General features: G+C 67.7%; 13 protein-coding genes. 4 read left to right on the top strand and 9 right to left on the bottom strand.

Going from position 1 to position 14347, the window contains the following annotated elements:
* Nucleotides 1-243: 243 nt before the first annotated feature.
* The 7 genes from C662_RS05510 to C662_RS05480 are packed head-to-tail and all read right to left on the bottom strand — an operon-like array spanning nt 244 to nt 7741.
* Nucleotides 244-1110: an enoyl-CoA hydratase/isomerase family protein gene (locus C662_RS05510; protein ID WP_002925939.1), complete on the bottom strand. Its 867-nt coding sequence runs from the start codon at nt 1108-1110 to the stop codon at nt 244-246.
* Nucleotides 1103-2932, bottom strand: coding sequence for an AMP-dependent synthetase/ligase (locus C662_RS05505; protein WP_002925938.1), 1830 nt, complete (start codon nt 2930-2932; stop codon nt 1103-1105). The genes C662_RS05510 and C662_RS05505 overlap by 8 nt, the downstream gene beginning before the upstream one ends.
* A gap of 14 nt (nt 2933-2946) precedes the next feature.
* Nucleotides 2947-3759: an ABC transporter ATP-binding protein gene (locus tag C662_RS05500; RefSeq protein ID WP_002925937.1), complete on the bottom strand. Its 813-nt coding sequence runs from the start codon at nt 3757-3759 to the stop codon at nt 2947-2949.
* Nucleotides 3760-3762: 3 nt separating this feature from the next.
* The gene (locus C662_RS05495; protein WP_002925935.1) at nt 3763-4932 is read right to left on the bottom strand and encodes an ABC transporter substrate-binding protein; all 1170 of its coding nucleotides are present in this window, start codon (nt 4930-4932) and stop codon (nt 3763-3765) included.
* 49 nt (nt 4933-4981) lie between these two features.
* Nucleotides 4982-6022, bottom strand: a complete 1041-nt coding sequence (locus C662_RS05490) for a branched-chain amino acid ABC transporter permease (protein ID WP_002925934.1) — start codon at nt 6020-6022, stop codon at nt 4982-4984.
* Nucleotides 6022-6906 (bottom strand): branched-chain amino acid ABC transporter permease, encoded by an 885-nt coding sequence (locus C662_RS05485; RefSeq protein WP_002925933.1) that lies wholly within the window; start codon nt 6904-6906, stop codon nt 6022-6024. Before C662_RS05485 ends, C662_RS05490 begins: the two co-directional genes overlap by 1 nt.
* A gap of 1 nt (nt 6907) precedes the next feature.
* Nucleotides 6908-7741, bottom strand: coding sequence for an ABC transporter ATP-binding protein (locus tag C662_RS05480; protein WP_002925932.1), 834 nt, complete (start codon nt 7739-7741; stop codon nt 6908-6910).
* 222 nt (nt 7742-7963) lie between these two features.
* Here C662_RS05480 and C662_RS05475 point away from each other — a divergent pair, with 222 nt between their 5' ends.
* A complete protein-coding gene (locus C662_RS05475) occupies nt 7964-9019 on the top strand; it encodes an AraC family transcriptional regulator (RefSeq protein WP_002925931.1) in 1056 nt (351 codons plus the stop codon).
* Here the strand turns inward: C662_RS05475 and C662_RS19755 are convergent.
* The gene (locus C662_RS19755) at nt 8962-9888 is read right to left on the bottom strand and encodes a toll/interleukin-1 receptor domain-containing protein (RefSeq protein WP_002925930.1); all 927 of its coding nucleotides are present in this window, start codon (nt 9886-9888) and stop codon (nt 8962-8964) included. The two genes, C662_RS05475 and C662_RS19755, sit on opposite strands and share 58 nt — an antisense overlap.
* 16 nt (nt 9889-9904) lie before the next feature.
* Complete coding sequence (locus C662_RS05465) at nt 9905-10582, bottom strand: hypothetical protein (RefSeq protein ID WP_232433223.1); 678 nt, start codon at nt 10580-10582, stop codon at nt 9905-9907.
* 442 nt (nt 10583-11024) lie between these two features.
* Here C662_RS05465 and C662_RS05460 point away from each other — a divergent pair, with 442 nt between their 5' ends.
* From C662_RS05460 to prpF, 3 genes are read left to right on the top strand one after another with little or no spacing between them, the layout of a single operon-like run.
* Entirely contained in the window at nt 11025-11858 is an 834-nt protein-coding gene (locus C662_RS05460) for a class I SAM-dependent methyltransferase (protein ID WP_002925928.1), read from the top strand.
* 30 nt (nt 11859-11888) lie between these two features.
* The gene (locus C662_RS05455) at nt 11889-13106 is read left to right on the top strand and encodes an MFS transporter (protein ID WP_002925926.1); all 1218 of its coding nucleotides are present in this window, start codon (nt 11889-11891) and stop codon (nt 13104-13106) included.
* A gap of 41 nt (nt 13107-13147) precedes the next feature.
* Nucleotides 13148-14344, top strand: a complete 1197-nt coding sequence (gene prpF / locus C662_RS05450) for a 2-methylaconitate cis-trans isomerase PrpF (protein ID WP_002925923.1) — start codon at nt 13148-13150, stop codon at nt 14342-14344.
* The last annotated feature ends 3 nt before the right edge of the window (nt 14345-14347 follow it).

Genomic DNA, 14347 nt, shown 5'->3' with positions numbered 1-14347 from the left:
CTCGCGGCTGGCGCCGCTCCTACAGGGGGTGATGGACGCCTTGCGGAGCCGTAGGAGCGGCGCAAGCCGCGAGCCTTTTGTCATCCCACCCAAGCCCCGTCGCCTTCAACCCCTCGCGGCTTACGCCGCTCCTACAGGGGGTGATGGACGCCTTGCGGTGCCGTAGGAGCGGCGCAAGCCGCGAGCCTTTTGTCATCCCACCCACGCCCCATCGCCTTCAACCCCTCGCGGCTGGCGCCGCTCCTACAGGGGGTGATGGACGCCTTGCGGTGCCGTAGGAGCGGCGCCAGCCGCGAGCTTTTCCGGTTGGCCGAAACGTGCCGGCCGCCGCTCACAGAAGGCACGTACGCCCTCGGCGAAGTCCGCCGTCGCCGACATGGCGAGAAAGCTCGCCTTCTCGGCGGCAAGCGCGCTCGCCAGGTCGGTGGCCAGGCCCTCGCGCAACAGGCGCTTGACGCCGGCCTGGGCCGCCGCCGGCCCGTCGGCCAGCCGGCGCGCCAGCGCCCGTCCAGCCTCAGCGAGCTGCGCCGCTGGCACCACCTCGGCCACCAGGCCGATGTCCTTGGCTTGCGCGGCGTCGATCTGCGGGTTGAGCAGCGCGATCGCCAGGGCACGCTGCAGACCGACGCGGCGCGGCAGGTGCCAGCTCGCACCGCCGTCGGGCGTGGTGCCGATGGCGCCGTAGGCAAGCACGAAGCGCGCATCGTCGGCCGCGACCAGCAGGTCGCAGGCCATCGCCAGCGACATGCCGAAGCCCGCGGCGGAGCCGCATACCAGCCCTAGCACCGGGCAGGGCAGCCGGGTCAGGCCGGTGACGGCCTCGTGCACCGCATCGATGAGCAGACCGATCTCTTCGGTGCAAGCCGCCTGCGACTGGCCGAGCAGGCTGTCGAAGCGGCGCACGTCGCCGCCGACCATGAAGTGCGCGCCGCTGCTGCGCAGCACGACCACCCGCGGTGGCTCGGCCGCCAGCGACCTGACCGCATCGCGCAGCGCGAGCCCCATGGGCAGGTCCAGACTGTTGCGCGCGGCCGGGCGGTCCAGGCTGATGCAGGCAATGCCAGCCTCGCGCTCCAGGCGAACGCAGGCGGCTTGATCGTGTTCAGGCATGGGCGGCCTCGCCCCGGTACATGGCCTCGATCACGTCGGCGTAGGTCTTGTAGATGCTGGAACGGCGCACCTTCATCGTCGCCGTCACCTCGCCGTCGTCGTGGTCCAGCTCCTTGGTCAGCAGGTGGAAACGGCGGATGTGCGAAACCTGCGCAAGCTGGGCATTGCCGCGCGCGATCTCGGCGTCGATCAGCGCGCGCACCTCCGGGTGCTCGACCAGCGAGCGGAAGTGGGTGAAGAGGATCTGGCGGCCCTCGGCCCACTTCGCCACCGTCTCGTAGTCGATCTGGATCAACGCGGAGACGAACTTGCGCCCGTCGGCGACGACGATGCACTCCTTGATGTAGGGGCTGGCCTTCATCGTCTTCTCGATCTCGGACGGCGTCAGGTTCTTGCCGCCGGCGGTGATCATGATGTCCTTGAGGCGATCGACGATGTAGAGCTGGCCGTCGCGCTCCTCGACCACGTCACCGGTGTGCAGCCAGCCGTCGCGAATGCTGTCGGCGGTCGCCTCCGGGTTCTTGTAGTAGCCGGCGAACACCATCTCGCCACGGACAAGCAGCTCGCCACGCTCGCCGATCCTGTGCTCGACGCCGAGGATGGGCGTACCGACCGAGCCGAAGCGGGCGGCATCCAGCGGTTGGCCGGTGATCATGCCGGTCGACTCCGTGAGGCCGTAGACCTCCACCAGCGGCACGCCCAGCGTACGGAAGAACTGCACCACCGCGGGCGGGATCGGCGCCGCGCCGGTCAGCGCCACCTTCGCCTTGCGCAGGCCGATGAAATTCTGCAACGCACGCAGGATGATCCAGTACCAGAAGGCATGGGTGAGACGCTCGCCCGCCGTGCGCTGCGCGGCCGCCTTGTGCGCGAAGGGCGCGCAGGCGGCCATTGCACGGGCGAACAGCCAGCGCTGCAGCGCACCACTCTCCTGCATCTTGATGCTGATCGCCGAGTGCAGCTTCTCCCAGATGCGCGGCACGCCCAGGAACATCGTCGGCGCGATCTCGCGCAGGTCTTCCTGCACGGTGCGGATCGACTCGCCGAAGGCGACCGTGGAGCCGAGGTAGATCGGGCAGAAGGTGGTGAGCATCTGCTCGGCGACGTGGCACAGCGGCAGGTAGGACAGGTGGCTGGTATCCGCCGACAGCCCCAGGCGATCGGCGATGCCGGGCGCCACGCCGCGGATGTTGGCGTAGCTGATCATCGCGCCCTTGGGTTTGCCGGTGGAGCCCGAGGTGTAGATCATCAGCGCGATGTCCTCGAGCCGCTGCGCCGCCAGCGTCTGCTCGACCAGGTGGCGGTGGGTGGCCTCGTACTCGACGCCGAGCGTCTCCAGGTCGGCGAAGGACAGGATGCGGTCGCGCACGCGCTCGTCGGCACTGCGCAGGCCCTTGGTCTCCATCACTACGATGGCGCGCAGGTGAGGCAGCTGGTCGAGCGCCTCGACGACCTTGTCGGTCTGCTCCTGGTCCTCGCACACCACCACCTCGACGTCGGCGTGGTTGAGCACGTAGGCCACTTCGGGCGACGGGCTGGTCGGATAGACGCCGACCGCGATGCCGCCGACCAGGCCGCAGCCCATCTGCGTCAGCACCCATTCGATACGGTTCTCGGCGATGACGCCGACGTGGCCGCCGGCGGACAGGCCAAGCGCACGCAGCCCCAGGCCGACGTGACTCGAACGGCGGTAGTAGTCGTCCCAGGTGATGCCCTGCCAGATGCCGAAATCCTTCTGGCGGATGGCGATGCGCGCCGGATGTTGCCGAGCCTGCTCGCGCAGCATCTGCGCCAGGGTCAGCATGGGTAGGGTGTTGTTCATGGCCATCCTCCCGATCACGACAACCAGCGCTTGCGGCGCTTGTAGTGCTTGATGTCGCGGAAACTCTTCATCTCGCCGTGCCCGCCCATGCCGAGATAGAACTCGCGCACATCCTGGTCGGCGGCCAGGCGCTCGGCCGGGCCGTCGGTGACGACCTTGCCGTTCTCCATGATGTAGCCGTAGTGCGCCACCGCCAGCGCCACCGAGGCGTTCTGCTCGACCAGCAGCATCGACACCTTCTGCTCGGCATTGATGCGGGCGATGATCTGGAAGATGTTCTCGACCAGCAGCGGCGCCAGGCCCAGCGAGGGCTCGTCGAGCAGGATCAGCCTGGGCCGCGCGATCAGCGCGCGGCCGATCGCCAGCATCTGCTGCTCGCCGCCCGACAGGTAGCCGGCCAGGCCATTGCGGCGCTCGTACAGGCGCGGGAAGTACTCGTAGACCAGCTCGTAGTCGGCCTTCGCGCCGCTGCGCCCGGTGAGCGCATAGGTGGCGGAGACGAGGTTCTCCTCCACGGTCAGGTCCTCGAACACGCGGCGCCCTTCCATGACGTGGAAGAGCCCCGCGCGCACCAGTTCGTGCGGCTTCGAAGCCGCCAGCGGCTTGCCTTCGAAGCGGATCTCGCCACGCGTCAGCTCACCGTTCTCCAGCCCCAGCAGGCCGGACACGGTCTTGAGCGTAGTGCTCTTGCCCGCGCCGTTGGAGCCGAGCAGCGCGACGATCTGCCCGCGCGGCACCGACAGCGACAGGCCGCGCAGCACCTGGACCGCCTTGTTGTAGATCACCTCGATGTTGTTCACCTCGAGGACGGATTCGGCCGCACTCATCGCTTACTCCAGCACGATCCAGTCGGAGGCCGGCACCATGCGCTTGGCCTGAACGTCGGCACGGTAGATGCGCCCGACCGGAATGGTGTTGCCGCGGATGGAGATCGGCACGCCGATCAGGCCGCCGGTGTCGAAGTTCTCGATCGAGTTCAACGCCGCCTTGAGGTTGGCCGCGCTCATCTCCTGACCGGCGGCCAGTGTGCGGCGAGCGGACTCGGCATACAGCATGGCCGACAGGAAGCCCTGGATGTAGGGCACGTTCTGGTACTCCGTGCGCATCGAGCGGATCTTCTCCAGCATCGGCGCCGATGCGGAGTCGTCGTAGTAGTAGTTGTACGGCATCACGCCCATGAAGCCCTCGGCGGCTTCGCCCATCTGCATCACGGTGCTGTTGTCCATGGTCCAGAAGGTGCCCATGAACTGGGTCTGCAGACCCAGCTGGCGCGACTGGCTGATGAACTCGGGGATCGGCCCCAGGATGTAGCCATGGAAGATGGTGTAATCGGCGCGCGCGCGACGCAGCTTGGCCATTTCGGTCGACACGTCGACCGCACCCGGCGGGGTCATGATCTCGATGGCGACGTTGAGCCCCAGTTCCTTGGCCACGCCGCGGCTGCTCTCGATCGGATCGCGGCCGAACTCGGTGTCGGAGTACACGAAAGCCACTTTGGCGCCCGGCTTCTGCTGGGCGATGTAGCGCAGCAGGATGCCGAACTGCTGGGTGTAGTCCGGGCCGGCGATGAACTGATAGGGGAATTTCTGCGGGTCGTTGAGCTCGGTGGCGAAGGATGCCCCCGACATGATCATGCTGCCGGCGCGGTCGAGTTCGGGGTTGATGGTCTTGCTGAAGGCGGTGGAATCGCCGTAGTAGAAGTTCACCTTGTTCTGGCTGGTGATCTTCTTGAACGCGGCCACCGACTGGTCGACCTTGTAGGCGCTGTCCTCGGGCACATAGCGCAGCATGTGGCCCTCGATGCCACCCGCATCGTTGGTCATCTTGACGTAGTCCTGGATGCCGGCATGGATGCCGATGCCGGCGAAGGCGAACACACCGCTCATCGGGATCGAGCCGCCGATGACGATCTCCTTGTCGGCCGCCTGCGCAGCCGGCAGGCCGGCGGTGGCAGCCAGCACGGCAGTGGCCAGCAGGCTCTTGAGTACGGTTCTTCTCATGCTTGTCTCCTTCTCTTTGTATGTGGTGATGCGGTGAGGCGAGGAAAACTCAGGCGCGGAACGGCCAGAGGTGGAAGAAGCGACGGATGCGGCGCCAGATCTCCTGCAGGCCGAGCGGCTCGAACACCAGGAAGCCGACGATCAGCGCACCGAACACGATGGTGCGCACCGGCGACAGGATCAGCGTGGCGTCGGCCGAAAGCGGCAGCCAGCCAACGATGAGCTTGAGCGCCTCGGGCACCATGGTCATGAAGACCGCACCGAGGATGGCGCCGAGGATGGTGCCCATGCCGCCGACGATGACGGCGGCGAGGAAGAAGATCGACATGATCAGCGGGAAGCTCTCCGGCGTGACCACGCGGAAGAAGTAGGCCCACATGCCGCCCGCCACCCCCGCATAAAAGGACGACAGGCCGAAGGACAGCAGCTTGTAGCGCAGCAGCGGGATGCCCAGCACCTCGGCCGAGATGTCGCGGTCGCGGATCGCGATGAAGGCGCGGCCGATACGGGTGCGGAACAGGTTGGCCGCGCCCAGCACCATCAGGGCGGTGATCGGCACGAACAGCCAGTACAGACGGAACGACGTGTCGAAGCTGACGCCAAGGATCTCCGCCGGCGCCACCGTGATGCCGGCGTGGCCGCCGGTAACCGAGTGCCAGTTGGCGAACACGAAGTGCAGCACCACCGAGGCGGCGATGGTGGCGATCGCCAGGTACAGGCCCTTCACCCGCAGCGAGGGCAGGCCCACCACCAACCCGCCGAGCATGGCGACGAAGCCGCCGGCGAGCAGGTTGAGCAGCACCGGCGTGCCGAGCTTCTGCTCGAGCGCCGCCACCGTGTAGGCGCCGATGCCCATGAAGGCAGCCTGCCCCAGGCTCACCAGTCCGGTGTAGCCGGTGAGGATGTTGAGCCCGGTGGTGCTGGCGATGTTGATCGCGACCAGGCAGGCGAGGTACAGCCAGTATTCGTCGGCGAAGAAGGGGAAGCCGAGCAGCGCGACGGCGAGGACAGCCAGCCAGGCGTGCTGGGTGCGGCTGTCGAACAGCGACTCGTCGTGACGATAGCTGGAGCGTGCGGTTCCGATGCGCATTACAACCTCTCGATTTCGTGGGTGCCGAACAGGCCGTAGGGACGGACCAGCAGCACGACGATCAGGATCATGAAGGTGGCGAGCAGCTTGTATTCGCCGCCGAGGAAACCACCGGCGAGCGACTCGACGACGCCGATGAGGAGCCCCGCGACCAGCGCGCCGAGCACGCTGTCCAGGCCGCCGACGATCACCACTACCAGCACCGACAGGCCGAACACGCCCATCGTCGAGGAGATGCCGCCCACCGCGCCGACGATGACACCGGCAATGGCCGCGATCATCGCCGCCACCGTCCAGGACAGCGAGAAGACCCTGGGCACGTTGATGCCCATCGAATAGGCAGCCTGCTGGTCCGAGGCCGTCGCCCGCAGCGCCACGCCGCCGCGCCAGAAGCGGAACACCGCCAGAGCAACCGCAATCAGCGTGGCTGCGACGAGGAAGCCGTAGAACACCTTGGGCGGCACGAAGGCCTCGCCGATCATCACCGGCGCGCTGGGCATGAATTCGGGCAGGCGGCGCGGCTCGGAGGTCCAGATCAGCTCGACCACGCCGACCAGGATGGAAGCCAGCCCCACGGTGACCATGAACACCGAGATCGGCGACTCGCCGAGCATCGGCCGGATCGCTACGCGTTCGAGCAATGCGCCTGCCATGCCGCTGCCGATCACCGCGACCAGGATCGCCAGCCACATTGGCAGGTTCATTGCCGTGGCGAGGCCAAAGCACAGGTAGGCGCCGATCATCAGCATCTCGCCGATGGCCAGGTTCACCACCCGCGTGGCCTTGTAGATCATTACGAAAGCGAGACCGGTCAGCGCGTACAGGCCTCCGGCGCCAAGGCCGGCAAAGACGATCTCGGTCAGGAAAAGCCAGTCGAAGTCCATCTCAGGCCCCCACTGCAAGAGGTTGATGAAGGCGCTGGCGCAATTCCGAGACGTCACCCGAGCCCAGGTAGGCCTTGATCACTTCCGGATTGGCCTGCACCTCGGCCGGCGTACCGTCGGCGATGACCTGGCCGAAGTTGAGCACCACCACGTGGTCGGACAGGTCCATGACCATGCCCATGTCGTGCTCCACCATCAGCACCGTCACGCCCCACTCCTCGCGCACGTCGAGGATGAAGCGCGCCATATCCTCGGTCTCTTCGCGGTTCATGCCAGCGACGGGTTCATCGAGCATCAGCACCTTGGGCCGCATCGCCAGCGCGCGCGCCATCTCGACCCGCTTCTGCAGACCGTAGGACAGCACCGATACCGGCATGTGGCGGATGTGGTCGATCTCGAGGAAGTCGATGATGCGTTCCTCGACCTCCTGGCGCAGCTTCATCTCCTCATGCCGGGCGCGGCCGAAGTAGAACAGCGCATCGAGCACATTGGTGCGCAGGTGGGCGTGGCGGCCGAGCTTGATGTTGTCGAGCACGGTCATGCCGCGGAACAGCGCGATGTTCTGGAAGCTGCGCGCCAGGCCCAGCTTGGCGCGCTCGGGCGGCCGGGTGGCGGTGATGTCCTCGCCCTGGAAGCGGATGCGTCCCGTAGCGGGCTTGTAGAAACCGGAGATCGTGTTGAACAGCGAGGTCTTGCCTGCGCCGTTCGGACCGATGACGGTGGTGATGGACCCTGGAGCAACTTCGAAGCCCACGTCGGTCAGCGCCTTGATGCCGCCGAACGACAATGTGAGCCCCTCGACCTCGAGGATCGGATTGGCCTTGCCTGGATGCACTTGTCTCCTCCTGCCAGGCGCCTCGGCAGAGACGTCCTGTGCGTGCTGTGCTTGATCTGCCCGCTGGCAGCGCCACACACGGCGCAGCTCAGCATTGGCGGGGCATTAATTTTTTTACTGCCTCGATTTGCAGTCCATACTAGGCAGTACGGGCCAGGTTGTGGATGACAGAACCAGCCTATTGATTGACATTTCCTGCCAACCCCTCGACACACCTTTGTCATGAGCGAACGCCTGAGTGCCCCCTCCGTCACGGTCTCGATCCGCATGGTCAGCCAGCTTCTCGACCGGCTCGGTGCACACCACACGCGCGCGCTCGACTGCATCGCCCGCGCAGGCATTGCCCCGCCGCTGCTGGACCAGGAGTCGGCGCGCGTGACCGTCGAGCAGTTCGCGTTGTTCTATCGCACGCTGGCAATCGAGCTCGACGACGAGACACCGGGCATGTTCTCCAGGCCGCTGCGCGCCGGCACGCTCAAGTTCCTGTGCCTCGGCATGCTCGACGCCGCGAACCTGCGTGTTGCGCTACACCGCTTCTGCTGGTTCTTTCGTCTGGTGCTGGACGACCTGCACTTCGAGATGGGGGAAGAGGACGGACTGACCCGCATCGCGCTGGTGGAGCGCACCGACCTCGGTCACCACCGCATCCTGATCCTCGAGTTGATGCTGATGCTGGTGCAGGGCATCGCGTCCTGGATGATCGAGCGCAAGCTGCTGTTCGCGCGTGTGGACCTCAACTACCCCGCCCCGGCGCATGCAGGCGAGTACATCAACATGTATGCCGGCCCGGCGCGCTTCGACCAGGCGCGGACCGCGCTCTTCATCGAACCGGTCTTCATGGACGCGCCGATCCGCCAGGACAAGGCCTCGCTATCGGGTTTCCTGCGCAAGGCGCCAATGGACTGGATCCACGTCTCGGTCAGCGAGCGCCTGTTCACCCACCGCGTACGCGACCTGCTGGAGGCCAACCTCGGCCAGCCCCAGAGCGTGGAGGACGTCGCGCGCGCCCTGCACGTCTCGCCACGCACGCTGGCACGCCGGCTCGACGCCGAGGGCACGCACTTCCAGGCCGTGAAGGACGCCCTGCGCCGCGACGTGGCGATCGCCCGCATCTCACGCACGGATCAAGCCATCGCAAGCATCGGCGCCGAGCTCGGCTTCGACGACCCGGCAGCCTTCAATCGCGCCTTCAAGCAATGGACCGGAACCCCGCCCGGCAGCTACCGGAGGCTCGTCGCCGTGCCCGCCGCACGCGTGCGCTCACGCGCGGCGACCTGAGCCAGCGCTCTCAATGCCTCGACCAGGCGCAGCACGTCACCGCGAAAGTCCGGGTCCGGTCTCACCGGCAGAGCGTTGCGGTAGGCCAATGAGGCCAGTGGTGCAGGCAGTTGTGCGGCGCTCGGCATGCGCGCCCCCTGCACCAGCAGTGGCACCACGTTCTGGCCGCGCGCAAGTGCCATCTCCACCTCCAGCCTGACCATGTCCTCGGTATCGTCGATGCGCGGCCGGCCATCGGCGCCGGCCAGCGTCAGCCAGGCCGGGCCGATGACGACGAGCACGACCTCGGACTGGTCCAGCGCAGTACCGATCACCTCGCGGTAGTCGGCACCCGCTGACTGACGCTCGACGTCCAGGAAGATGCGCTCAGGCACGAAGGCCTGGCACAAATGGTCGTGTATGCGCCCGACGCTCTCGCGGCTGTCGTCGCGGCGATAGGACAGGAAGATGCCAAGCGAGACCCGCGGCTCGTCGGCAATCTCGCCGCTTGGCCAGAATGCCAGGCGGTGACTGACGAAGGCAGCGTAGGCCGCCAGCACCGCCATACAGGCGACGAAGTAGCCGCCGGCCTCGGGGCGTGCGAGCGCAAGCAGGCCGAACAGCACCGCCGCAGCCAGAGCCATGCCGGCCACGACGAAGCCGACCCGACGGGCACCGGGTCGGCGCAGGATCACCAGCCGGCCAAAGGCGAACGCCGCCACGGCCACCGCCCCACCGGCGGCGCCAAGCACCCACTGCCCCGCCGCACCGGCGTAGGGCAGCAGGCTCAGGCCGCCCGCCGTAGCCAGCAGACTGACCAGCGCCGTCAGCATCGACACGATGCCCAACCGCCGCAGCAGGAACCGGCCGTCGCCACGCGTCACCGTCATGCCTGCGCCCCCTTTGCTACTGCGCCAGCGCCTGCCACAAGCCCCCCTTCTCCAGATGCACACGCCCGGGTACATCGCTCGGCGCCCGCACTTGCCCAGCCTCGCGCTCGTCGCGGCGCGCGAACTCATAGATCAGCGCGCTGGCGTAATGCTCGGCCGAGTAGGCTTGGGCGGCGATCGATGGCGGCAGGCGCAAGCCGCCGCCGCCCACCCACTCACGCGCCACGGCTTCGGACGGCGGCTGCGGCGTGGCGGCGAAGTCCTGGTCGGTGACGACGAAGACGATGACGCGGTAGCGCCCGGGTGGCGCGTTGAACAGCGCCGTTATGCGCTCCAGAAAGCTGCGTCCGGCGCCTGCTGAATCCGCACTCCAGCGCGCTGGCGGTGCGAAGGGGCTGGCATCCGGGTGGATCTTCTCGGCGCGCGAGGCAAGCGCGAATCCACCGGGTACGCGGTAATAGCTGCGTTCGACGTAGCCTGCAAGATCGAAGGCGTCCTCCAGATGCTGCGCCGCGCCACCCAGTGTGGCGGGCTCCTGTGGCGCAAGCCAGGCACGTTCGAGCAGGGCGAATGCCGAGTAGCGCGGCGGCGGCCAGGGAAAGGCAGGCAAGACCGTCGGCTCAGGCCGGCTGGCGGTGGGCGGCGAGCCGTTGGCCGCGGCCGGTGGCCGGACAACGGCCGGGCGGTCGATCACGCTGGGCGGTTCAGGCTCAGCTGCGGGCGGAGGCGGGGGCGGTGGTGCCGGCTCGTCGATGGCCGGTGCCTCATCCCGCGGCTCGCTCCCTGCAGGTGCTTCATCAGGCGGCGCGCTGGTTTGCGGCAATTCGCCGGCAGAACAGGCGGCGAGCAGCAAGGCTGCGCACAGCATACAGATCACCTGCGCCCAGGCCCGCCAAAGGAGTGCCACTGCCGGGCGAGCCTGTCGACCGTCCGGACGCTTGCCGGGCACTATGGACAACTGCTCCTTCGCTTGCCATGTCGACATGGATCAATCCTCTCGAGGCTCCTGTTTCAATCTAGGCCAGGATGCCGCCCTGCGCGAGGCCATCGCCCCCGACGCCGGCAGTTGCTGCAGCCGGGCACGGTTCGCCGTACACTTGCGAACCCAAGCCCATGCCGAGCCGCACGCCTGCCCCATGACATCAGAACACCCCGAAATCCGCCCCGGGCAGTCGATCGAGCTGCTCAAGCAGCTCCACATCCTGACCCGCGACGGCAAGCTCAACCAGGACAGCCGGCGCAAGCTCAAGCAGGTCTACCACCTCTACCAGTTCATCGAGCCACTGCTGGCCGAGGCGCTCGCTGCACGCGCTGACATCCAGCTCGTCGACCACGGTGCAGGCAAGTCCTACCTCGGCTTCATCCTGTACGACCTGTTCTTCCGCCACCAGGCGCCCGCAGGCCGCATCCATGGCATCGAAACGCGCGAGGAACTGGTGATGAGCTCGCGCCGGCTCGCCGACAAGCTCGGCTTCTCCGCCGGCATGCGCTTCCAGCACCTGAGCGTGGCCGACTCGATCAGCTCCGAGCGACTGCCCGCGCACATCGATGTGGTGACCGCTCTGCACGCCTGCAACACCGCGACCGACGACGCCATCCACTTCGCACTCGCCCGCCAGGCCCGCTTCATCGTGCTGGTGCCCTGCTGCCAGGCCGAAGTCGCCGCCGCCCTGCGCCGCAACAAGCAACAGGCATTGGCGCAGCCGATCGCCGAGCTGTGGCGCCACCCGATCCACACCCGCGAATTCGGCAGCCATGTCACCAACGTGCTGCGCTGCCTGCAGCTGGAGTCGCATGGCTATCAGGTGAACGTGACCGAACTCGTCGGCTGGGAACACTCGATGAAGAACGAGCTGATCATCGCCAGCCAGAAGGGCGCACCGCGCCGCCAGGCCGCCGAGCGGCTGCGGGTGCTGCTCGAAACGCTTGGTCTGCAAGAGCTCGCGCCACGATTCTTCACGGGCGCCTAAGCCCCGCCCCTCCTCTCCGTCCGACCCACCATGTTCCGCTCCCTGCGCTCGCCCGACGTCCTGATCACCACGCTGGCCGCGGCCGGTATCCTCATGATCACCATGGGCACGCGCCAGTCGCTCGGCCTGTTCGTGAGCCCGATCAACAGCGCCACCGGCCTGGGGATCGCCGCCATCAGCCTGGCGATGGCCATCGGCCAGCTCACCTGGGGCGCCATCCAGCCCCTGGCGGGGGCAGTGGCCGACCGCCATGGGCCGCGCCCGGTGCTGCTCGCCGCAATCGTGCTGCTTGCCTTGGGCACGGCGGCGATTCCCTTGATGGACTCGGCCTTCGGCCTCACCATCGCGATGGGTCTGGTGATGCAACTCGGCGCGGGTGCGGCGAGCTTTTCGGTGCTGATCGGCGCCGCAGCCCAGCGCCTGCCGGCCGAGGCGCGCGGCTCGGCCTCCGGGGTCATCAACGCAGGCGGCTCCTTCGGCCAGTTCGTGTTCGCACCGCTGCTGCAAAAGCTGATCCAGACCTTCGGCTGGATCAACGCCCTGTGGGCAATGGCACTCATGAGCCTGGCCGCGCTGCCGCTGGTCGGCAAGCTCACCCGCGCGGCGCCGCGCGCGGAACAGCACGCCGACGACCATGGTATCGGGCGTGCGATCGGAGACGCGATGCGCGACCGCAGCTACCTGCTGCTGCACCTGGGCTTCTTCACCTGCGGCTTCCACATCGCCTTCCTCGTTACCCACCTGCCGGGCGAGGTGGACCTGTGCGGCCTGCCGCCTGCGGTAGCGAGCTGGTCTCTGGCCATCATCGGCCTGGCCAACATCTTCGGCAGCCTCTACGCCGGCGCCTGCGTATCGCGCTACCGCAGCAAGTACGTGCTGGCGGCCATGTACGGCTCGCGCGTGCTGCTGATCGCGTGGTACCTGGCGATGCCGTCCGCGCCCTGGGTGTTCTACGTATTCGCCGCCGGCCTCGGCTTCACCTGGCTGGCCACTGTGCCACCCACGGCCACGCTGGTGGGCAAGCTGTTCGGCGTGCGCTACCTCGGCACCCTGTTCGGCCTCACCCTGCTGTCGCACCAGGTGGGTGCCTTCTTCGGCGCCTGGCTGGGCGGACTGGCCCTGGTGGAGTTCGGCGACTACCGCTGGATGTGGTACGCCGACATGGCGCTCGCCGCGCTCGCCGCGGTCATCAACCTGCCGATCCGCGAAGCCCGTATCGCGCAGCCGGCGGCGGGTGCTGCGGGCTGACGCGGCGGCCCGGCTACGACGGCCGAACAGGAGCGTTCGATATGCCCCAAGCAGCGCAGATCAGGATCCCCGCCACCTACATGCGCGGCGGCACCAGCAAGGGCGTGTTCTTCCGCCTGCAGGACCTGCCCGAGCGCTGTCAGGAGCCAGGCGAGGCGCGCGACCGCCTGTTCCTGCGCATCATCGGCAGCCCCGACCCCTATGCCGCTCACATCGACGGCATGGGGGGCGCCACCTCCAGCACCAGCAAGTGCGTGATCCTGGCGAAGAGCAGCCGCCCCGACCACGACGTGGATTACCTCTACGGCCAGGTCGCGATCGACAAGGCGCTCGTAGACTGGTCGGGCAACTGCGGCAACCTGTCCACCGCCGCCGGCGCCTTCGCCCTCCACGCCGGCCTGGTCGACCCGGCACGCGTGCCGCGGAACGGCGTGTGCGCGGTACGCATCTGGCAGGCCAACATTGGCAAGACCATCATCGCCCATGTCCCGGTCACCGACGGTCAGGTGCAGGAGACCGGTGAGTTCGAACTGGACGGCGTGACCTTCCCGGCCGCCGAAATCGTGCTGGAGTTCCTCGACCCGTCCGAGGACGGCGCTGGCGAGAACGGCGGCGGGTCGATGTTCCCCACCGGCAACCTGGTCGATGAGCTCGAGGTGCCCGACGTCGGCAGCCTGAAGGCGACGCTGATCAGTGCCGGCATCCCCACGGTGTTCGTCAACGCCGAGGACATCGGCTACCGGGGCACCGAGCTGCGCGAAGACATCAACGGCAATCCGGAAGCGCTCGCACGCCTCGACAAGATCCGGGTGGCCGGCGCGCTGCGCATGGGCCTGATCAAGACCCCTGAAGAGGCCGCCACCCGCCAGCACACGCCAAAGATCGCGTTTGTTGCCCCACCCAGGGACTACCTCGCCGCCAGCGGCAAGGCGATACGAGCCGAGGACGTCGACCTGCTCGTACGCGCGCTGTCGATGGGCAAGCTGCACCACGCCATGATGGGTACCGCCGCAGTGGCCATCAGCACCGCTGCGGCCATTCCCGGTACGCTGGTCAATCTCGCTGCCGGTGGCGGTGAGCGCGATTCGGTCCGCTTCGGCCACCCCTCCGGCACCCTGCGCGTAGGCGCCCAGGCGCGGCTGGTCGATGGCGAGTGGCAGGTCTCCAGGGCCGTCATGAGCCGCACGGCCCGCGTGCTGATGGAAGGCGCGGTGCGCGTGCCCGGCGACGCTTTCTGACGC

This window comes from Thauera sp. 28 (assembly GCF_000310145.2).
Taxonomy (GTDB): Bacteria; Pseudomonadota; Gammaproteobacteria; order Burkholderiales; family Rhodocyclaceae; genus Thauera; species Thauera mechernichensis.
The sequence above is the reverse complement of the archived record's forward strand: the minus strand, read 5'-3'. Positions and strand labels throughout refer to the sequence as shown.

Excerpts from the sequence above, each read along its gene's own strand:
- prpF (WP_002925923.1), top strand. The coding sequence starts at position 13,148 with ATGCCCCAAGCAGCGCAGATCAGGATCCCCGCCACCTACATGCGCGGC.
- C662_RS05455 (WP_002925926.1), top strand. The coding sequence starts at position 11,889 with ATGTTCCGCTCCCTGCGCTCGCCCGACGTCCTGATCACCACGCTGGCC.
- C662_RS05485 (WP_002925933.1), bottom strand. The coding sequence starts at position 6,906 with ATGGACTTCGACTGGCTTTTCCTGACCGAGATCGTCTTTGCCGGCCTT.
- C662_RS05490 (WP_002925934.1), bottom strand. The coding sequence starts at position 6,022 with ATGCGCATCGGAACCGCACGCTCCAGCTATCGTCACGACGAGTCGCTG.
- C662_RS05460 (WP_002925928.1), top strand. The coding sequence starts at position 11,025 with ATGACATCAGAACACCCCGAAATCCGCCCCGGGCAGTCGATCGAGCTG.
- C662_RS05505 (WP_002925938.1), bottom strand. The coding sequence starts at position 2,932 with ATGAACAACACCCTACCCATGCTGACCCTGGCGCAGATGCTGCGCGAG.
- C662_RS05495 (WP_002925935.1), bottom strand. The coding sequence starts at position 4,932 with ATGAGAAGAACCGTACTCAAGAGCCTGCTGGCCACTGCCGTGCTGGCT.
- C662_RS05475 (WP_002925931.1), top strand. The coding sequence starts at position 7,964 with ATGAGCGAACGCCTGAGTGCCCCCTCCGTCACGGTCTCGATCCGCATG.
- C662_RS05510 (WP_002925939.1), bottom strand. The coding sequence starts at position 1,110 with ATGCCTGAACACGATCAAGCCGCCTGCGTTCGCCTGGAGCGCGAGGCT.
- C662_RS05500 (WP_002925937.1), bottom strand. The coding sequence starts at position 3,759 with ATGAGTGCGGCCGAATCCGTCCTCGAGGTGAACAACATCGAGGTGATC.
- C662_RS19755 (WP_002925930.1), bottom strand. The coding sequence starts at position 9,888 with ATGACGGTGACGCGTGGCGACGGCCGGTTCCTGCTGCGGCGGTTGGGC.